The 19022-nt window shown below is 72.5% G+C and carries 15 protein-coding genes; 7 read left to right on the top strand and 8 right to left on the bottom strand.

The window, feature by feature from the left end; translation table 11 throughout:
• Positions 1-57 precede the first annotated feature (57 nt).
• The 3 genes from ACSRUE_RS19285 to ACSRUE_RS19275 form a co-directional block, all read right to left on the bottom strand.
• Positions 58-1425: an IS66 family transposase gene (locus tag ACSRUE_RS19285; protein WP_441292257.1), complete on the bottom strand. Its 1368-nt coding sequence runs from the start codon at positions 1423-1425 to the stop codon at positions 58-60.
• A gap of 78 nt (positions 1426-1503) precedes the next feature.
• Entirely contained in the window at positions 1504-4464 is a 2961-nt protein-coding gene (locus ACSRUE_RS19280; protein WP_441292256.1) for a hypothetical protein, read from the bottom strand.
• Positions 4461-5561 (bottom strand): beta-ketoacyl synthase N-terminal-like domain-containing protein, encoded by a 1101-nt coding sequence (locus ACSRUE_RS19275; protein WP_441292255.1) that lies wholly within the window; start codon positions 5559-5561, stop codon positions 4461-4463. The genes ACSRUE_RS19280 and ACSRUE_RS19275 overlap by 4 nt, the downstream gene beginning before the upstream one ends.
• A 128-nt stretch (positions 5562-5689) precedes the next feature.
• Here ACSRUE_RS19275 and ACSRUE_RS19270 point away from each other — a divergent pair, with 128 nt between their 5' ends.
• From ACSRUE_RS19270 to ACSRUE_RS19250, 5 genes are all read left to right on the top strand, one after another.
• Entirely contained in the window at positions 5690-6058 is a 369-nt protein-coding gene (locus ACSRUE_RS19270; protein WP_437765661.1) for a DUF4150 domain-containing protein, read from the top strand.
• Between the two features lie 4 nt (positions 6059-6062).
• Positions 6063-6659 carry a hypothetical protein gene (locus ACSRUE_RS19265; protein WP_437765660.1) on the top strand — a complete coding sequence of 199 codons (597 nt, stop codon included), beginning with the start codon at positions 6063-6065 and terminating at the stop codon, positions 6657-6659.
• Between the two features lie 9 nt (positions 6660-6668).
• Complete coding sequence (locus ACSRUE_RS19260) at positions 6669-7475, top strand: hypothetical protein (RefSeq protein WP_441292254.1); 807 nt, start codon at positions 6669-6671, stop codon at positions 7473-7475.
• Positions 7476-7478: 3 nt separating this feature from the next.
• On the top strand, positions 7479-8507 hold the full coding sequence (locus ACSRUE_RS19255) for a DUF2169 family type VI secretion system accessory protein (RefSeq protein ID WP_441292253.1): 1029 nt from the start codon (positions 7479-7481) through the stop codon (positions 8505-8507).
• 63 nt (positions 8508-8570) lie between these two features.
• Positions 8571-9551 carry a type VI immunity family protein gene (locus tag ACSRUE_RS19250; RefSeq protein ID WP_441292252.1) on the top strand — a complete coding sequence of 327 codons (981 nt, stop codon included), beginning with the start codon at positions 8571-8573 and terminating at the stop codon, positions 9549-9551.
• 124 nt (positions 9552-9675) lie between these two features.
• On the opposite strand, the gene ACSRUE_RS19245 is transcribed toward ACSRUE_RS19250, so the two are convergent.
• The 4 genes from ACSRUE_RS19245 to ACSRUE_RS19230 are packed head-to-tail and all read right to left on the bottom strand — an operon-like array spanning position 9676 to position 16884.
• The gene (locus tag ACSRUE_RS19245) at positions 9676-11925 is read right to left on the bottom strand and encodes a type VI secretion system Vgr family protein (protein ID WP_441292251.1); all 2250 of its coding nucleotides are present in this window, start codon (positions 11923-11925) and stop codon (positions 9676-9678) included.
• Complete coding sequence (locus tag ACSRUE_RS19240) at positions 11922-14135, bottom strand: type VI secretion system Vgr family protein (protein WP_441292250.1); 2214 nt, start codon at positions 14133-14135, stop codon at positions 11922-11924. The genes ACSRUE_RS19245 and ACSRUE_RS19240 overlap by 4 nt, the downstream gene beginning before the upstream one ends.
• Positions 14135-16351: a type VI secretion system Vgr family protein gene (locus ACSRUE_RS19235; RefSeq protein WP_441292249.1), complete on the bottom strand. Its 2217-nt coding sequence runs from the start codon at positions 16349-16351 to the stop codon at positions 14135-14137. Before ACSRUE_RS19235 ends, ACSRUE_RS19240 begins: the two co-directional genes overlap by 1 nt.
• 8 nt (positions 16352-16359) lie before the next feature.
• Positions 16360-16884: a hypothetical protein gene (locus ACSRUE_RS19230; RefSeq protein ID WP_441292248.1), complete on the bottom strand. Its 525-nt coding sequence runs from the start codon at positions 16882-16884 to the stop codon at positions 16360-16362.
• A gap of 282 nt (positions 16885-17166) precedes the next feature.
• On the opposite strand from ACSRUE_RS19230, the gene ACSRUE_RS19225 reads away from it, so the two are divergent.
• Entirely contained in the window at positions 17167-17814 is a 648-nt protein-coding gene (locus tag ACSRUE_RS19225) for a hypothetical protein (protein ID WP_441292247.1), read from the top strand.
• Positions 17815-17883: 69 nt separating this feature from the next.
• The gene (locus ACSRUE_RS19220) at positions 17884-18393 is read left to right on the top strand and encodes a hypothetical protein (RefSeq protein ID WP_441292246.1); all 510 of its coding nucleotides are present in this window, start codon (positions 17884-17886) and stop codon (positions 18391-18393) included.
• Positions 18394-18430: 37 nt separating this feature from the next.
• Here the strand turns inward: ACSRUE_RS19220 and ACSRUE_RS19215 are convergent, their stop codons facing one another.
• Positions 18431-18985 carry a hypothetical protein gene (locus ACSRUE_RS19215; protein ID WP_441292245.1) on the bottom strand — a complete coding sequence of 185 codons (555 nt, stop codon included), beginning with the start codon at positions 18983-18985 and terminating at the stop codon, positions 18431-18433.
• Positions 18986-19022 lie beyond the last annotated feature (37 nt).

Genomic DNA, 19022 nt, shown 5'->3' with positions numbered 1-19022 from the left:
GTGCGGCGACTCCGGTCTCCACGGTCGCATCGCTAGCCGTAGTCGGCTCAGGAGACATCATTTGAACGACTCGAACACGCCTCCGGGGGAGTTCTTCTCGCAAAGAGAAACCCAGTTAGCGAGGTCGCTGAGCGCGCGTTGTACCTCAGCGGCATCGAGACCCCTATCAGCTGCCTGCTCCCAGAGCCACTCAAAATAGCCGGGCAGCGCCTCGGGGTAGTTGATCGAGTCGTGGTCCAAAAGGTGAAAGAGACCTGTACCACTCTTACCACCAACGCGTGCGTCGCGACCGGTGGGAACGTCCTGCATATGATGGAAGGTCCATCCGGACGAGGTCCGCGTCACCTTATAGGGATCGGCGTGCCCCCAGCGCCTCGAGTAGACGGGAAACTCGAACGGCTGGCCAATCGTCAGGTCTACAGGGTTGTCGTTCGCATTTTGATTCGCCAGAAATCCCAGCAAGTCCTCCACAGGATGAACATGTTTGTAGAACTCGGGATCCGTCGGCGGAACGCCACGGTTCTTCAGCATGTACTTATGATGCTGAGGCTCATGGCCGTGTCCCTTCAAGGACATGTGCAGCTTATGAGCCTGTGCCCCCATCGCGTCGATGTCTTTGGGGTCGATCTCTGCATATTGCCGAAGACTTGTCAGGATTGTTGTGAGCCGCTGGCGGATATCCTCGGCGAGCGCGCGCTCGTCGTTGGTGAGTTGCACAGGCGGGCCCTTGGGGACCTTCCAGGAGCGCTTCATGAGCAGCCGGTTACCGCGAGCGCGGGGCGGAGTCCAGCGGGCCGTGTACGTACGCGCGCCTTCGACAGCTCGGCTGCTTGAGGCATGCGGCTCGTTCGTGAAAGGCGGAAGCCAACGCGATGGTCGCCCCGACGAGCCGCCCAATGACCAGGCTTGTGCTGCCGGTGCAGGCGCTTCGTAAGTCGTGACCGCTGCATGAAGCGCCGGCGGCCCCAACCGCGGTCGGCTGGTGCAAGATGGGGGCAATGGAACCGGGTCGGTCAGCTCGTCGTGCGCTGCTCTTCCGCGGGAAATGGGGGCGGGATGGTGATCGGCCCGAGGGCGACTTTCAGCTTCGTCGGCGACGAGCCGGGTGCGGGTGCGCGCCCAGTACCTGGAGGCGAGCTCGAGGTAGCGGTCCCGCGGCCAGTAGGGCATCACGCGGATGACGTCGGCCAGGTAGACCTCGGGGTCGAGACCGTGGAGCTTGCAGCTTGCCACGAGCGAGAAGAGGTTGGCGGCGGCAGAGGCGTGCTCTTCGCTGCCGAAGAATAGCCAGGACTTTCTCGCCACAGCGATGGATCGCAGCGCTCGCTCGCTGGCATTGTTCTCCAGGCGGAGGCGACCGTCGTCGAGGAAACGCCGCAGGGGCTGCTCTTGGTTGAGGGCGTAGCCGAGCGCGGAGGAGACCAACCCGCGCTCACGGGGCCGGCCGGCGTACTTGGCGCCTCGGCCCTGGGGTCGTTCGAACTCCGAGACAGGCGCAGAACGTCACCGGGGCCCCGGCCCCCGGTAATAGGCCATCAGCTGGAGCCAGCGCTCATAGAGCGGCCGGTCGGAGCGCAGACGCTGCTGCCACGCGCGGTCGGCCGCGAGCCAGGCGTCCTCGCCCGCGATGCCTTGCGCCGCGAGGATCTCGGCGGCCCTCGCCGGCTCGACGAGGCGCCGGGCCGAGATCCACGCGTGCTGCTCCAGCGTGAGGGCCGGCGCAGCGGCCGCTGCGCCAGCGTCCGCCGGGGCCCTGAAGGGCAACCCGCCGAGGGACTGCCGCGCATCCGCGCTCTCGGCTCCTGCGGGCGCCGCCGGCTTGAACGGCAGCCCGCCGAGGGACTGCCTCGCGTCCGCGCCCGCGGGCGCCGGTTCCGCGGCAACGGCTCTCTTGAACGGCAGGACGTCGCGCGGCACGTGCGGCGCGCCGCCCGACAGCGGCGGCGCAGGCGCTTCCTCCATCGGCCGCAGGACCCTGATCTGCGTCGTGGCGAAGGACGGCACGTCGCCGGCAGGAGCGCCGGCAGGAGGAACCGAGGAGCCAGCGCGGGACACCGACGCAGGCCCCGGCGAGGGCGCCCCTTCCGCCGGCGCCACGGGAGGCGGGGCGGCGTGCGCCGAAGGAAACGGCGCCCGCGATGAAGGCGGCGCGAGCGGGGAGAGCGCAGGCGGCACAGGCAGCGGCGGGACGAACGGCAGCGCCCTGTCGCCTGTCGGCCACGCGGCCGGCGGCGCGGGCGGCGGCGCCGTGCCCGGCGGCGGGGCGAACGGGAGCGCGCCCGCCAGCTCCGCCGGCCTGGAGACCGCGATCGTCGAGGCGAACGACGCTCTCGGCACGTTCGCGGGAGGGGGCGGGGCCGGGCGGCTGCGCGTCAGCCCGAACGCCCACCTGCCCGCAGGGAAGCCCTCGTCGCTCACGCGCTCGCGGAGCTCCGCCAGGTGGGCGCGCTGCCGCGCGACCCAGTCGTCGGGCGAGAACGCGGAGCCCATCCCCGTCGCGATCCAGAGCTCGAGCGCGGCCTCGTGGCGGCGCGGCGGCGGCGTCGACCTCGCCTCGAGCTCGTCGACGATCGACATCACCGCGAACGGCCTCCCGCCGCGCAGGCGCACCTCCGGATCGAGCCGGCGCGCGCTCCGCCGCAGGTAGGCCTCCCAGCGCGCGGGGTCGGCGACGATCTTCTCGACCGTGCGCACGGGGATCGGCAGCGCCTCTCCCAGGGACGCCGCCTCGACCTCGGGGGGCAGCTCCACCTCCCACGGCTCCTCGACCGTCTCGCGCAGGCCCGCGCCCGTGATCCGCTCGAGCGCCTCGGCCGCCGCCTCCACGAGCGGCTCGTCGCCGGAGCCGAGCAGGCTCACCAGGAAGCCGAGCGCCTCGACGTGCCCGAAGCGCCCGAGGCCGCGCGCGAGCCGCGCGCTCGGCGCCGCGCCGGCGAGGGAGAGCAGCGGCCCGAGGTCGCCCGCGCTCCCGCCGAGGCACAGGAGCCACGCCGCGCCCGCGGCGCGCGCCGGGCTCGCCCGATCCGCCAGCGTCGCGCGCAGGAGCGCGCGCGCCGGGCCGTGCCCCCGCCGCATCGCCGCCTCGGCGCCGGCGAGGAACACGGCGTCGCTGGCCGTGCGCGCCAGCACGCCCTCGATCACCGCGATCGCCTCGTCGCGCGGGCCCGCCGCCGCGAGCGCGCGGACCGCGCGCTCCGCGAGCTCGGGCCGCTCCGACCACGCGAGCCGCGACGCCAGCTCGAACGGCACCGCCTGCCGGAGCGCGAGCACATCGAGCGCCAGGGCGGCGAGCGGCGCGCGCGGGCCGGCCGCGAGCTCGACCATGGCCGCGTCGATCTCGGGGTTCGGCGCGAGCCAGAGGCCCTCGATCCACCCCGGGTACGTCTCCGGCGCGCTGTGCTTCAGCGTGGCCACCGCCGCGTCGACCGTGTCGCGGCCCTCGATCGCGCCGAGCGCCAGCGCGACGGCGAACGCGCGCCCCGGATCCGGCGCCTTCGCCTCCGCGAAGTAGAGCGACACGAGCGGCAGCGCCGCGGCACCGACGCTGGCGAAGCAGTCGAGGTTGTCGAGCAGGCGCTGCTCGAACGGCTCCTGATCCAGCCACGTCTCGATGGCGTTCGGCCTGCGCAGGTCACGGTGGATGGCGATGTCGTCAAGGCAGTCGCGCCCGAGGCGCCGGAGCATCTCCGCCTCCTCGACCGCGGGCTCGTGGACGAAGCGCGGCGGCTCCTCGGCGGCGGCCTCCGGCGCGGCCTCCGGCGCGGCCTCCGGCGCCCGGTCCGCGCCGGAGGCCGCGCCGGAGGCCGCGCCGGAGGCCGCGCCGTCGCCGTCCTCGCCGAGCTTCTTCTCGAGCTCGCCCGTCGCGGCCGCCGCGGCGAACGCCTTCAGCGCGTCGAGCGTCGCGGGCTGCTTCAGCCTGCGTGGCGGCGGCTGCGCCTCGCGCAGCGGGACGACCGGGTCGAGCGGGAGCTCCGGGACGAGCGGGCGCCGCGCGAACGCGTGCAGCGACGGCGTGCCCTGGCTCGCGCGGAAGGGCCGCTCGCGCGGCGGCTCGCTCGACCGGGGGCCGCCGCCCGAGAGCTCGCTCCGGCGCGCGAGCTGGATCTGCGCGACGGCGGTCGCGCCCATCGCGAGCGCCGACGCCGCCAGGTCGAGCCCGCCGATCGCCCGGTCGAGCGCCGCCGCCTCGCGGCGATCGCCGGCCTGCACGAGCAGCGCGCGCGCCTCGCGCACGAGCGCCGCCGCCTCGGTCAGCCCGTCGTGGTGGACCGGCGCGAGCACGTCGCTGTCGAGCACCGCGTAGGCGCACTGCACGGCCCGGCGCAGCCGGTCGCCGACGCCGGCGCGGTCCATCTGGAACGGGATCTCGGGCACGAGGGCGAGCGCGTCCTCGATGGACCGCTGGGCCAGCACGGCCGCGTTCTTCCCGGGCGTGGGGGGCGGGGGCGCGCTCGAGGAGCTCATCGGACCGGATCGAGGCTCGCGAGGAGCGCGCCGCGCTCGGGGCCCTCGGCGTGGGCGCCGATGAGGACGCAGTCGGCGGCGGCGCAGCCGGTCTGCCAGCGCGTCGCGGCGATCGCGAGGAGCACCGCGGCGCTCGCCGCGCCGAGGTCGCCGGTCTTCAGCAGCGGCTGATCGTGGATCACGTCGGTCGTGAACGCCTCGTGGGCGCGCGCCACGGCGTAGGTCCATTCGTCGATGCGGTGCCGCTCGTTCACGACGTCCGTCATCACCCATGGAATCCGGCGCGCGGCGGCGCCCACGGGGGCGACCGCGCGCTTCACGGCCTCGGTGATCCCTTGCCCGAGGCAGGGCTCGTCCGAGCCGTACGGTCGCGGCTCGGACGCCACGCCGGCGCCGAGGATCTGGGCCAGGGGGGGCAGCGACGCCGCGCGTCGCCGGGCGGTGAGCAGCGCGAACCCCGCGCCCTCGCCCGGGATGAATCCGTTCTCGGTCTGCATCGAGTGCAGCCGGAGCTCTCGATCGAGCCATTCGAGCGCGTCGGGATCGAACCAGCTGTCCACGCCGCCCACGGCCACCGCCTCGTGCTCGCCCGCGCGGAGGCGCTCGATCGCCAGCCGGAAGGCCTCGACGCCCCCGCCGCGGCAGCCGAAGACGAGGCCCGAGCGCGCGTGGTCGATCGGGACCTGCGAGCGCGCCTCGAGGCCGAGCAGGAGGTGCGGCTCAAGACGCGCGTCGAGCCCGGGGCGGCGCCGGCTCGGCAGCGCCACGAGGACGGGCAACGGGCGCGCGGCCCGCCCATTCCTGCGCTGCGCGGCCAGCCACCCGAACGCCGCCTGCGTGAGCGCCGGCCCGCCGAGCGCCACGAAGCGGTCAATGCCCATCACGCTATCGCCGATGGAGGGCAGCCGGCACAGGCCCATCGGCTCGCCGTGCTTATCGATGAGGTGAGACGCGCGCGGGTCCGTCTTCAGCGCGCGCACGCTCATCGTCACCTGCAGGGCCGTGAGCCCGTTCGGCGCGCGCGCCCCCACGCCCACGACGACGACGTCGGAGACCGGCAGCGGCGGGTGCCGGGCGGTGGGCGAGGCGGCGGCCATGGCCAGCGCATCCTATCAGCGGGAACAGCGCTGGCGCAGCCACGGTGAAGCGTCCCCGAGCGGCGCGGCGTGGAGCGGCGCTTCCCTCTAGTAGCCGTGCTGCGCCCGGGTACACTCGATTTCAGCGCATGCCCCTTCTCAACCAGAACAAGCTCGTCGCCAGCGTGGCGAGCGGACACACGTCCGTCTCCACGGGGCCGACGGACGTCTGCAAGACACCGACGCCCGGGGGGCCGGTGCCGATGCCGTACCCGAACGTCGCGCTCTCCACGACCATGGGCCCCGGCTACACGACGAAGACGCTCGTGATGGCCACGCCGATGTGGACGAAGAAGGGCAAGAGCGCCGTGTCGAACGGCGACCAGCCGGGCGTCGCGCTCGGGGTCATGAGCAACAAGATCATGGGCATGTGCGAGATCGTGATGGCCTCGAACGACGTCGAGGCCGAGGGCGGCGGGGTCGCCCGCACGCTCGACCAGACGAACAGCAATATCTAGCGTCATGACGCCCCAGGCCGCGGCCAAGCTGATGAACGGGGGCGGCGGGCTCTCGACGTCGGGCGTCAAGACGCCGATGTGCCGCGCGTTCCGCAAGGCGGTGACGGAGTACTGCAAGAAGCCGAAGGGCAAGCGCGGCAAGTTCAACAACAAGTTCTTCAAGCACCTCCGGAAGATCGATCCCAAGCTCGCGAAGCAGATGCAGCGCGAGGTGCCCTTCCTGATGCGGTGGGCAGGCAGGGCGGGGCAGCTCGTCGGCACCACGGCCGACCTCGCGAAGGGTCCGCCGGGCCCGGCACGTATCATCGCCTCCGCGATGGAGGCGGCGTTCAGCAGCACCCGGGGCTGGGACGCGGCCCGAGACGCGGCCTACGCGGCGTACAAGGGCATCGGGAACCGCCGCTTCTACCCGCGCTTCCCGGACGCGATGCTCAACGGCCAGGTCGTGGAGATCAAGGGCCCCGCCGACTACTTCCGGAAGCCGTCCCAGGCAGCGGACTACCAGACCATCTCGAGCCCCAAGCAACCGATCGTGCTGAGCTGCGCGGCGTGCAACGCCAACTGCACCAATGGCCCCGGCGGCGGCTGCCCGGGAGACTGAAGACCACCCATGCCTCTTCTGGATGCCCTCGATTTTGTGAAGACGGATCTCGTCGTGCGCTACCGCGCCAGCGCCGAGCCCCAGGAGCTGTCCATCGACGTGAAGCTGGCGCGCAAGGCGGGCAAGGAACGCGCACCGCAGATCGTCGCGTCGCTCATCGACACGATCACCTTCGGGGCGGCCGGCGGGGCGGAGTTCGCTCCCTGGCTGGGAGATGCCGAGCTCATAAGCGGCCCCTGGGATCCGCCCGAGTCGCTCGGTCCCAGCCTCTCGTACCGGCTGCGCGTCGCGGCGGCGTCGCCGCTGTACATCCGCAGCATGGTCGAGAACCTGCGCGGGGTTGGTTTTCGTAGCAAGGTCAAGTCGATGAGCATCCTCGGGTCCCTCGCGCCGGACGCATCGCCGCTCTCGGTCCACGAGGGCCACGTCCGCGCGTGGCTCGATGACCCGACGGCGCACTGCGGCGCCTGGCCCGAGATCCCCTTCCCGCTGAAGGCGCGGCGCACGGACGAGACCGCCGAGCTTCGCGTCGTCCTGGCGAAGGGCCTGACGCCGAAGCTCCGCGAAGATCTCGAGGTGCTGAGCTACGCGTGGCTGAACGCCGTCGACGACTACGTCGACGAGGACGGCGAGCAGGTCGATCTCCACCGGATCGACCTGCGCTTCCCCACGTTCGGCCGCACCAAGACCGAGTTCAGGGCCAGCTTCAAGGAGTTCTTGCACGTGCGCGAGCCTTCCCGCGCGGTCCTCTCCAACATGCTGGTCCGGTTCCACCACCGCGTCGCGAAGATCGCGGAGGCGGAGATCGCCGTGTAGCCCGTGCTGGAGGTCGTGAACGAGACCGAGGGGCGGCACTTCGCCGTCCCCATCAAGGACAAGGCGGGCCGCGAGCACCTCGTGGTCCTCCTCAAGCTCGTCTTCGCCGTCAGCCCCGCGGGCAAGATCGAGCCCGTCGACGACGACACCGCGGAGCCCCGGCTCGTCGACGAGTGGGCCGACGCCGGCGGAGCCGGGGGCGCGGGGAGCATCCTGCGGCCCTCGGACCTCTTCGATTTCAAGCCCGGAACCGACGTCGTCTTCGTCGGGCACGCGCACCCGCCCAGGGGCGGAGACAGCGTCACCTGCGTCGACGTCTCGCTGCGCGTGGGACCCATCGCCAAGGCCGCGCGCGTGCACGGGCTGCGCGTCTGGCAGCCGGCCGCGCTCGGCGGCCTGGCGGCGGGACCGGCGCGCCCCCTCCGCGAGCCGATCCCCATCCTCTACGAGCTGGCGTGGGGAGGGCTCGACCTCTCCGACCCCCAGCACCCGTACGGCGACCCCAGGAACACCGTCGGCCGCGGCGCCGTGCGAGACTGGCGCAGCCTCATCGGGCAGCCTGCAGCGCAGATCGAGCGCCCCGACAGGCCGCTCGGGGGACACGACAACGAGCCCTGGGGCCTCGGGGCGATCCACCGGCACTGGCAACCCCGCGCGTCGTTCGCCGGCACGTACGACGCGGCGTGGATGGAGACCAAGGCGCCGCTCTTGCCGGACGACTTCGACCCTCGCTTCAACGTGTGCGTCCCCCACGACCAGTGGGCCGCGACGCCGCTGCGCAGCGACGTCCCGATCGAGGTCACGAACGCCACCCCCGCCGGCGTCTGGCGCTTCCAGCTGCCCCGCGTCGAGCCCGGGTTCACGAGCCAGCCGTCGTCAGGCCGCGAGGCGTCCCACCGCACGCACCTCGACACGATCCTCGTGGACGCCGATCGCGGGCGCGTCGAGCTCACCTGGCGCGCGGCCGTCCCCATGCCACGGAAGTACGAGATGCTCGCGCGGGTCACCGTGGTCGCCAAGCACATCGTCTAGGGTGCGCGCCGCGCCCATCGTCGGTACATTCCCGCCGCCCATGCAGCCCGGAGGCAGACAACGGTGATCGTGTCGTCGGACGCTCCCCTCGCGCTGGACGGCGACGTGCCTGCCGCGTTCGCCACGCTCGCTGTCCACTTTCACCTCGATCCGCTCGGACACGAGGACGCCGGCAGGCTCGAGCGCGCCGGCGAGATCGTGCGGGCCTGGATCGGCCCAGAGCTCCGCTGGTCGTGGCTCACCTTCGCGGACGAGATCGCCCCGTTTCGACCGGTGGACTTCGAGTACATGTCCACCTACTGCGAGGATCTCGAGGTTCCTCAGGCCGCCGACGCCGAATCGCAGATCGTGACCAGCAACCTCATCAAGCTCGGGCGCGAAGACTACGGCGTGATGCTCAAGGGCGGGCGCACGAAGGTCGACGCTTCCCCCTGGTCGTTCGCGTTCTGGGCGGAGATCCCCGAGGTGGACGAGGGCACCGTCCTCCGCCCGCTCGGGGTCGTCGCGCTGACGGTCCCCACGAGCGTGGCGCTCGCGGACTTCGCCGCCCGCGTCCACGAGCTCGCGGCCGTCCTGCGGTTCCGCTGGGCGACCGCGGGCCTCGGCTACTCGACCTGGAACGTGCAGGGCTGGGAGGCCTCCTCGAAGGCCTTGTATGCTCATGCCCGCCGCTTCCCCGGGTTCGACGTCGGCTACTACCACCGCAATCTGGAGGCTTTCCTGGACCGGATCCGGACGGTCAACTGGCTGACGTACCTGGGACCGCGCCTGACGGACGCGTTGCGGCGAAGCGGCCGGTCCCTTTCCTCGTCGCGGCTGGTCGGGGTCGCCGCCGCGGGCGCCGGCGGGGTGGTGCTGCGCGCTGGGGACCGCCCGGAGCCGGGCGACGTCAACCGCCTGAGCTTCCCCCGCTCCTATGTTGAAGCCGATGCGATGGTCCGCCCGATCCGGGCGTCCGACCCTGCCGGCATCGCCTTTCTGGGTCCCTGGGACGAGGCCGGCATCGCCGCCTGGCTGACGCGGTTCGAGAAGCGCGTCGCCTGATCTCAGGAGGCCGTCGCGGAACCCTCGCCCCCCCGTGGACGGCCGCGGCGTTCAGCTCTTCACGTGCGACGAAGACCACATCGAGCACCTGCGGATCGAGGCTCCCCTGCTTGGGGGGCAGCCATTACTTGTCCGCCACCATGGGGGCGAGCTCGGGCTGAGGTCCGGTCGCGGTGAGCTTGATCGTGGAGGACTTGATGACGACGGAGCCGGCGGAGATCGTCACGTTGGACCCGCCGACCTTGAGCGCGATCGAGGCGGCGTTCATCGACAGCGCGCCGCCGACGGTGATGTTGAGCGTCGAGCCGCTCGAGATGGCGATATCGCCGCCGGCCTGCGCCGCCCAGACGCCGCCGACGGTCGTGGCCTTGGCGCCGCCGACGTTGAGCGCGACGTCCTTGCCGCTCGCCGAGATGAAGGCGCCGCCCACGGTCGTCGCGTGCGCGCCGAGCGTGAACGAGCTCGCGCCGGTCGCGCACGCCGCGATCTCGGCGCCGCCCACGGTGATGCTGGCGACGCCGGCGACCGCCATCCCGACGCCGAGCGCGGCCGCCTCGATCGCGCTTCCGCCGACCGTCTCGCTGAACGAGGCCGGCGTGCTTGCGCTCACCGACATGGGCGTCATCGTCGTGTGACTGCCGCCGATCGTGAGCGAGCGCGAGCCTTTGACATCGACCTTCTCGTCGCCGCTCACGGTCTCGGTCCGCGCCGCGCCGATCGAGATCGTCTGCGATCCGCCGATCTCCGTCCCCTCCTGCGCGCCGACGTCCAGCGTGACGTTCGCGCCCACCGTCTGCTTGTGGTTCGATCCGACGCCGAGCGTCGCGACGTTCGTGACCTTCTCCGTCTTGTTGTTGGCGACGACGGCGTTGAGATCCTTCTCCGCGTAGACATGGACGTGCTCGCTGCCGCCGCCGTCCTCCATGCGGATCTCGTTGTATCCTCCGCCACCCGGGCTCACCGACGACTGCAGCGCCGATTGCGTCTTGCTGTCGGGGAGCTTGTACGGCGGGCCGTATTTGCCGTTGTAGACGCGGCCGAGGACGATCGGCCGGTCCGGGTCGCCGCCCTCGAAATCGACGACGACCTCCCAGCCGACGCGCGGGATCGCCACCGCGCCGCTCGAGTGCATCTGCGCGACGCGCACCCAGCACGAGCTCTTGTCGTCGCCCGTGCCGCGCCGGTCCCAGGGGAACTGCACCTTCACTCGCCCGAACGCGTCGGTGTGGATCTCCTCGCCCGCGGGGCCGGTCACGGTCGCGAGCTGCGGCCCCGGCACGTCGCACTCCGGCGCCGACGCGGGCGGCCGGAACGGGAGGTCCTTCGGCAGGAGGTGGAAGTGGTTCCTGTAGGAGCCCGCCCCGGGCGAGGGGCCCGCCGCGGGCGCGTCCTCCCACACGTGCTCGATCTCGCGGACGACCCACTCGCCCTCGAGCGCCTGCTCCGGCACCTCCGCGAGCGTCACGGTGTGGCCCGGCGCGAGCGAGGTCACGGTGCCCGCGCCCCGCGCGCCCTGCGACGCGGCATCGAGCGCCTCGAGGCGGATCCGCGCGCGCCGCGCGCCCTCCGCGGGGTCGACGTAGCGGCCGGGGTAATCGTAGTGCTCGCGGCCGAGCGGCGCCTTGCCGCTCGCCGTGGCCTCGAGGTCGAGCGCGGGCTTCTTGAAGTCGTGATCCCGGAGCGTGACCTTGGCCGGGCGGGCGCGCTCGAACAGCGCGAGCGCGGTGACGGCGTAACCCGAGGTGAGCCCGCTCTCGGGCCGGAACGGGACCTCCGCGGGCGGCTGCGGCTCCGTGTACGCCGCGCTCGAGTCGCCGAAGACGACGATCGCGCCGTCGTCGCCGTGCTCGTGGAAATAGAAGATGCCGTCCTCCTCGAGGATGCGGGAGACGAAGGTGAACGTGTCCTCGCCGAACTGCGTGCACACCTCGCGCTTCGGGTAGCTGCCCGAGAGCCGCCAGCGGCAGCGCGACGCGTCGAGGCCTCGCTCCTCGAGCAGCGCCGTCACGATCTCCTGCGTCGTCTGCTCCTGGAAGATGCGGTGATCCGTGGTCCACCGGAGGACCGCGAGCGGCGACTCGAGCGTGGCCGCGATCCGGCGCGCCTGGCTGCGGCTCGCGCGCTCGCGCACGCGCGTGACGATGCCGCAGAAGAGCCGCGGCGCGCCGCCCTCGCCGGCCGCGACGATCGCCGTCGCGCCCCCGCCGATCCAGCCACCGGGGTCGACGTCGGGCGCGGAGAGCTCGAGCTCGACCTCGACCTGGTACGAGAAGCTCAGCCCCTCGTGGGCGACGATGCTGCGCACGCGCGCGAGCTCCGGCGGCAGCCCCTCGGCCGCGAAGAACGCCTGGTGGAGGGAGGTCGCGTCGCTCATCCGTTGTGCTCTATCTTCGAGGCCTTCTTCGTGATCGTCGCGCCGGGCGCGGCGATCGCGGGCGCCTTCACCTCGACGCTCGACGGCTTGATGGTGAGCGACGCGCCCCCGACGCGGAGCGAGATCTCGCTCTCGGCCTCGATCTCGATCGTCGGCGCGTTCGCCAGCATCGCGCCGCCGACCGTGAAGGCGAGCCGCGACGTCGCGCTCTCGCCCACGTTCGATCCGGCGGCGATCACGTAGGCGCCGCCGACCGTCTCGGCGGCCGCGCCCTTCACCGAGACGGCGCAGCCGGCGGCGCCCGCGTTGATCTTGGCGCCGCCGACCGTCTCGGCGCACGCGCCGCCCGTCAGGGTCGCGAGCCCGGTCGCCGCGGCGCTGACCCACGCGCCGCCCACGGTGACGTTCGCGGTGCCGAGCACGAGGCGGTTCACGCCGAGCGCCGAGATCGCCATCATCGTCCCGCCGATCGTCACCGTGCGGCCCCCCTTGGCGTCGAGGCTCGACCCCATGATCGCGGTGACGCTGCGCGAGGCGCCCACCGTCGTCGCCTCGGAGCCGCCGACGACCACCGACCGGCCGCCCGACACGGTGAGCGACTCCGCGGCGCCGATGGTCACGTCCTGGTTCGACTTGACGCCGACCTTGCGGTTCGAGCCGACCTTCACGTCGAGGTTCGCGCCGATCGTCTCCTCCAGGTCGACGCCGACCTTCTCCATCCTGTTGTCGCCGACGACGACGTTCATGTCCTTCGACGCGTTGATGAATATCTCCTCGCTGCCCTTCTTGTCCTCGAACCGGATCTCGTTCGACGAGCCGCCGCCCGGCGTCGTCGCGGTCTGCCACGCGGTTCGCGTCTTGTTGCCGGGCAGGCCGTACGGGACGGGGAACCGCCCGTCGTAGAGGTGCGCGCTCACGTAGGGGGAATCGATGTCGCCCTCGGCGTGGTGCGCGAGCACGTCCCAGCCGACGCGCGGCAGGACCATCGAGCCGCCGAGCGCGAACTGGCCGACGCGCATCCACGTCGACGCCTTGTCGTCGCGCTGGCCCTCGCGATCCCAGTAGAACTGCACGCGGACGCGGCCGGCTTTGTCGGGGTGGATCTCCTCGCCCGGCGCGCCCGCGACGACGCCGGTCTCCGGGCCGGCCGGATCGCGCGTGACCGGCCCGCGGCGCGGCGCGCGGTACGGCGTCGCCTTCGGGATCGCGACCCACGCGAGGCGGACCGGCTCGCTCTCGCCGGCCGACGCGCCGCGCTGGTCCGAGACGATGTACGTGACGCGCTCGACGAGGTAGCTGCCGTCGAGCCCCTCCACCGGGTGCTCCGCGAGATCGAAGGTGCGGCCGACGCGCAGCCGCGTCGTGGTCGTCTCGCCTGCGACGACGACGCGGCGCGCGCGCAGCGACTCCAGCCGGACCTGCGCGCGGCGCTCCCCGTCGCCCGGCACCGCGAACCGCCCCGGGAAGTCGTAGAGCTCGCGCGCGCCGCTGCCGGCCTTCTCGTCGAGGCGGAGACGCGGCTTCTCGTGGTTGTAGTCGCGGAGGCGGACCGACTCGTGGGTCACGGCGGCGCGCTTCGTCACCCGGTAGACGGCGCCCTCCGCCTCGAGCAGCAACGCGTCGTCCCGGTACGAGAGCTCCGCGCCGCCGTCGATCGGCGCCGCCCCGGTCGAGTCGTCGCCGAAGACGAGCTTCGTCGCGCCGCCCTCGTGCTCGAACCAGTAATAGATGCCCTCCTCGTCGAGGAGCCGCTGGACGAAGTCCCAGTCGCTCTCCCGGTACTGCGCGGTGTACGGCCGCTTCGCGTACGCCGCGCTCGTGCGCCACTCGACGTCGGTCACCTCGCCGCGCGCGAGGACCTGCTTCACGAGTTCGACGACCGTCATCTCCTGGAACACGCGGCTGTCGCGCCCGATCGTGAGCGCCGCGACGGGCGAGCCCAGCGTGAGCTCGAGCCGCGCGCCCTCCACGACGTCGCCGACGTGGCGGACGGCCGAGAGGACCACCCCGCGGACGGGCAGCGCCGCGCCGAAGCCGTCGGTGAGCACGAGCTCGTAGGGCTTGCCCAGGAGATCGCCGGGGAGCGGCGCGCCGCCCTGCGTGAACACGTCGGCCGAGAGCTCGTAGGGGCAGGACAGCGCGACGGTGCCCGTCAGCCGCGCGACCTCGAGCGCGGCGCCGTCCACGGAGAGCTCCACGACGCGCGCCATCAGCCCACCAGGTTCGGGTTGCCGGAGATCTTGATGCTCCCCGAGGCGTCGAGGGTGATGAGGCCCGCGAAGCTCGCGGAGGCGGGCGTGAGCGTGAGCACGCCGCCGCCGCCGAGCAGGTTCGCCACCCCGCCGACGAGGAGGTTGATCTTCTTCCCTTTGATCGCGATCTTGCCCGCGGCGTTCATCGACGCCAGGCCGCCGACCGTCACCGCCGCGGGGCCCTTCGTGCCGGCGACCCGGTTCGCGGCCGCGGCGTGCACGCACGCGCCGCCGACCGTCGCGGCGTAGGCGCCGACGACGGACTCGGTGACGGAGCTGCCCGACGCGGTGATCTTCGCGCCGCCGACCGTCTCGGACTTGGCGCCCGCCACCGCGACCGAGACGCCCATGCCGGCCGCCGAGATCATCGACCCGCCGACCGTGAGCGCGTAGCTCGACGTGGCCGTCTTGTCGATGCCGAGCGCCGCGAGCGTCGTGTGGCTGCCCCCGGTCGTCTCGGTGTCGCTGCCCGCGATGAGCTGGCTGATGTTGCCGCTCACCGACACGGTCTCGGACGCCCCGATCGACACCGTGCGATCGCTCTTGATCTGGACGCCCTGGTCGGCGCCCACGGTGGCGGTCTGGTTCGCTCCGATCGACACGGTCTGGCTCGCGCCGATCGTGATCTCCTCGTCGACGCCCACCTCCACCTGCTCGTCGACGCCCACCTTCTCGGTCTTGTTGTTGTTCGTTTGCCCGTCGAAGTCCTTCGATGCGTTGACGAAGAACTCCTGCCCACCGCCGCCGTCCTCCATCCGGATCTCGTTGGATTTGCCGCTCGCCGGGCTCGACGCGGTCTGGAGCGCCATCCGCGTCTTCGCGGCCGGATAGGCGTAGGGCGACGCCTTCTCGGCGTTGTACATCCGGCTCACGGCGATGGGCCGGTCGGGATCGCCGTCGAAATAGACGATCGACATCTCCCAGGTCATCCGCGCGAGGGCCATGGATCCGCCGATGGGGAGCTGGACGACGCGCATCCAGCACGAGCTCGTGTCGTCGTCCTTCCCCAGGCGGTCCCAGAAGAACTTGCCCTTCATGCGGCCGAGCTGGTCGGTGTGGATCTCGCCGCCGGGCCCCGTGACGACCGCGGCGTGCGCGCCCCGGAGCCGCGGGCGCGCGGCGGCCCGCGGCGCGCGGAACGTGGCCGCGTGCGGGGTGGCGGTGAAGCGGTTGATATAAGAGCGCCTGTCGTCGCCGTCGAGCCCGCGGATTACGATCTCGTGCCGCACCGAGGTGAGCAGGTATTTCTGCGACAGGTACGCGGCGGCCGTGTTCTCGAGCTCGAACCACGAGCCGGCGCGGAACGTCCAGCGATCGCTGTGGCCGGTGCCGACGCGGGCCCGGGCGAGGAGCTCCTCGCAGCGGATCTTCGCGAGCGCCGCGCCCTCGTCCGGCGTCCTGTGGCCGGCGGCGTACTCGAAGCGCTCGCCGCGCGGCGACGCCGCGCCGGCGTGGGACGACGTGAGGTCGATCTGCGGCGTCTCGAAGTTGTAATCGCCGACGGCCGCCGATTCGGGCGTCGCGATCGTCTCCAGCTCGAAATCGAGCACTCCCGCGCCGTGCTCGCGCCCTTCGACGATGGACCATTGCGCGACGCCCTCGATGGGCGGGAAGCTCGATTGCGCGTCGGCGAAGGTGACGTGCGTCCCGCCGCTGTCGTCGTGGATGAAGTAATGAATGCCCTCGTGCTCCAGCAGCCGCGAGGCGAAGTTCAGGTCCGTCTCGCGGTACTGGACGCAGTACGTGCGCTCGCCGAGCGCGCGCTGCAGCGACCACGCGACGTCGCTGCCGGGGACGCCGGCGCCCTCGAGCACCTCGGACACGATCGCCTTCGCGTCCTTCTCCTGGAACATGCGCACGTCGCTGCGCAGGGACAGGAGCGCGAGCTCGTGGACGAGCTCGACGACATAGCGACGCTGATGGCCGTGCTGCACGCCGTCGAACCGCACCGCGGACACGACGAGGTGGAAATGGCGCACCGGCGCGCCGTCGATGGCGAGGGAGAGGTGGGCCTTCTCGCCGACGGGCCGCTCGAGGTCGAGGTCGTCGGGGCCGACGAGCTCGACCGTGGCGTGGGTCGGCTGCGAGATTGCCTCCACGACGACCGCGGAGGTCGCGGCGAGGCCGCCCGGGATCGCGCCGCACTCGAGGGAGAGCGAGAGGAGCTGCTCCACCGTCAGCCTCAGTTGAGCCGGATGATGCGGCCGACGATCTTGTGGATGCCCGAGGCCCGCGCGGTGATGTCGTGCGCGAGGGTCTCGATGAGCCCATGGGCGCGGACGACCAGGCTCGCCGCGCCGCTCGCGATCGCGAACTCGTGCTCTGCGGCGACGAGCACGCGGCGCGCCTTGATGAGGAACTCGTCCCCCTCGTCGACGCCGGGCGTGGGCGCGGTGCGCAGGGCGCCGAGCACGACCCAGCCCTCGCCTTCGCGCTGGACGACGAGCCGCTCGCCGCGGACGAGCGCCGTGGCGAGCACGGCCGGCGAGAGCGCCTCGTCGAGCACCGCATCGATCTCGGCGCCGCCGAGCGACAGCCGGGCCGTGCGGGCCTGCGCGTCGAAGGCGACGAGCCGCGCGGCGAGGAGCCCGGCGAGCGCCGGTTGCTCCTGCGATGCGGGCGGCGCATCCGCGGCCGGCGCGCCCGCCCGGCGGGGAGGAACGTCGATCGCTCGCACCGCCGCAGCCCGCTTCGCTCGCACCGTCATGCGGTCCTCCTGTGTTCCTGAAGAAGCCTCGCGCCCCGCGCTATCCACCCGAGGATACACGAGGCGCGCGCCGCCACGCACCCGTCGAATGGCGCGCACGACACCGGCAACGGCAGGTTTCATCCAGGGATATTTCCAGATCGGCCGGACGTCAGCGCACCTGCATGACGCCATGCTGCCCGTGTCGCCCCGCGCCGTTCAACCCCGGCCAGGCCCCGGGCGCAGGGCGCGCCGCGAGGCGATCGACCCGGAGGCAGGGCCGGCGCTACCATCGATGTCGCTATGGGCCACATCGTCCGCCGCGCGACCTGGGGAGTCATCGATCTCGATACGCGAACCGGGCACATCTTCGTCCAGGAAGAGTGGCGCTATGTCTGGCAAATCGACCCCGGCGCCCAGCCGTGGACCCTGAGGGAGCGGCGGCGGTTCCACGGCACCGTCGACAGGCACGTCTGGGGCACGTGGAGCCGCCGCCTCCGGGTCCGGCCGACGGGCGCGCACCCGCTGTCCAATCCAGCGCGCGACCTCCCCGTCGAGTTCGACGTTCGGTGGGTCCTCTCCGGGGGCCACTGGACGGTCAACGTGAAGAAGCTCGCGCCGGGGACCCCCTCGCCGCGGAGCTGGGTCGATTTCGGCGCGCGCCAGATCCAGCTCGATCACCTCGACGGGATCCCGCACGCGGTCGGGAACGCCGCGAATCAAACGAGAAACCGGTTCTACACCCTGCCGCACGAGTTCGGGCACACGCTGCCGACGGCAGCCGGCAGCGCGCTGCCGGTGGACGACGAATACAGCGCCGGGCACGCGCACCTCGCCGATACCGACAGCCTGATGAACATCGGCCGTCAGGTGCGCAGCCGCCATATCCAGGTCGTCCTCAACGAGCTCAACGCCATGCTGCCCGACCTGCAGTTCACGATGGCGCCCTGAGCGCGCCCTCGCGGGCAGCGGCGCCGGCCCGGGCTGGACGCGGGCCGTGAGGGCGGCGACGATGCCCGGGTGCCGGCGGGAGGAAGGGACGAGGACGACGAGGAGACGGCGGCGCGCGGCGCGCCGCACGGCGTGACGCTGTTCGATCACGCGCAGATCTCCGCCGAGATCGCCGAGGGAGACCGCGCGCTCGCGCGGCTGCTCGAGGCGCGCGGGCTCACGGAGGCGCAGTGGCACGAGGTGACGCTGTACTGGACGCAGCGCATGGGCGACGACGTGATGGACCACGCCGAGCGCGCGCGCATCCCCCTCGTCTACTCGGACGCCTTCTCGAAGGCGCAGGACGCGCTCAGGCCGCTGCCGGCGATGGACGTCGAGGGGTATGCGGCGCTGGTCGCCGCGATCCAGGCGGCCGGCTCGCCGGCGCAGCCGCTCGCGGCGCGCGGGCTGTCGACCGCCGATTACCTCCGCCTCTCGCGCCACTTCGCGCGCGCGATGGCGGCGGCCCCGGAGCAAGCCAGGCGGTTCTTCGAGGTGCTGCAAGCGCTCTCGCCGCCGGCGGAGGAGGTCGAGGTCTGACGGGCGCGGCGCGGTGAGCCGCCGGCGCGCCGGCGGCTCACCTGGGCGCGTCCGGCCCGGGCCGCGCCGCGGCCACCATCGCGCGGTAGGTCCGCGCGAGCGCCGGGTCGGCCGCGAGCCGCGCCGTCCAGGCGCGCTGGAGCCGGGCGTAGGCTGCGAGCGAGAGCCCGGCGCCCGCGAGCACGACGCCCGGCGGCTCGCCCGCCTCGATGCGCGCGGCGAGGCGCGCGTAGTCCTCGAGCGGCATCGCGGGCGCAGGTGGGCCGAGCGCCGCCTGCGCCGCGGCGTAGGCGCGGTCGAGATCCTGCCCGAGCGAGAGATCCGCCTTGAGCGCGGCGGTCGCGACGCGGAGCAGCCACGTCCTCTCGACGTCCATCCAGCGGATCTCGTCGAGCCCGTGCGAGGAGAGGACGCTGGCCCGCTCGGCAGGCGCCTCGGCGAGCTCGGCGGAGATGCGCGCGTAGGTGGGGAGATCGACGCCCTCGACCGGCGATCGCGGCACCGGCTGCGCCGGGTCGGGGCCGCCAGGGAGCTGCGGGACGGGGGGTAGCTCGACGTGGGGAGAGGGATCCACCCTGGTTGCGTCCTTCATCGAATCCACCTCGTGACCTTGCTTCCGGCCCTGCGCT

It is taken from the genome of Sorangium sp. KYC3313 (assembly GCF_052075895.1).
In the GTDB taxonomy this organism is placed as follows: Bacteria; Myxococcota_A; Polyangia; order Polyangiales; family Polyangiaceae; genus Sorangium; species Sorangium cellulosum_B.
Note: the sequence above shows the minus strand (reverse complement) of the source record. Positions and strands in the feature narration are given on the sequence as shown.

Excerpts from the sequence above, each read along its gene's own strand:
- ACSRUE_RS19240 (WP_441292250.1), bottom strand. The coding sequence starts at position 14,135 with ATGGCGCGCGTCGTGGAGCTCTCCGTGGACGGCGCCGCGCTCGAGGTC.
- ACSRUE_RS19245 (WP_441292251.1), bottom strand. The coding sequence starts at position 11,925 with ATGAGCGACGCGACCTCCCTCCACCAGGCGTTCTTCGCGGCCGAGGGG.
- ACSRUE_RS19265 (WP_437765660.1), top strand. The coding sequence starts at position 6,063 with ATGACGCCCCAGGCCGCGGCCAAGCTGATGAACGGGGGCGGCGGGCTC.
- ACSRUE_RS19260 (WP_441292254.1), top strand. The coding sequence starts at position 6,669 with ATGCCTCTTCTGGATGCCCTCGATTTTGTGAAGACGGATCTCGTCGTG.
- ACSRUE_RS19270 (WP_437765661.1), top strand. The coding sequence starts at position 5,690 with ATGCCCCTTCTCAACCAGAACAAGCTCGTCGCCAGCGTGGCGAGCGGA.
- ACSRUE_RS19230 (WP_441292248.1), bottom strand. The coding sequence starts at position 16,884 with ATGACGGTGCGAGCGAAGCGGGCTGCGGCGGTGCGAGCGATCGACGTT.
- ACSRUE_RS19215 (WP_441292245.1), bottom strand. The coding sequence starts at position 18,985 with ATGAAGGACGCAACCAGGGTGGATCCCTCTCCCCACGTCGAGCTACCC.
- ACSRUE_RS19280 (WP_441292256.1), bottom strand. The coding sequence starts at position 4,464 with ATGAGCTCCTCGAGCGCGCCCCCGCCCCCCACGCCCGGGAAGAACGCG.
- ACSRUE_RS19225 (WP_441292247.1), top strand. The coding sequence starts at position 17,167 with ATGGGCCACATCGTCCGCCGCGCGACCTGGGGAGTCATCGATCTCGAT.
- ACSRUE_RS19275 (WP_441292255.1), bottom strand. The coding sequence starts at position 5,561 with ATGGCCGCCGCCTCGCCCACCGCCCGGCACCCGCCGCTGCCGGTCTCC.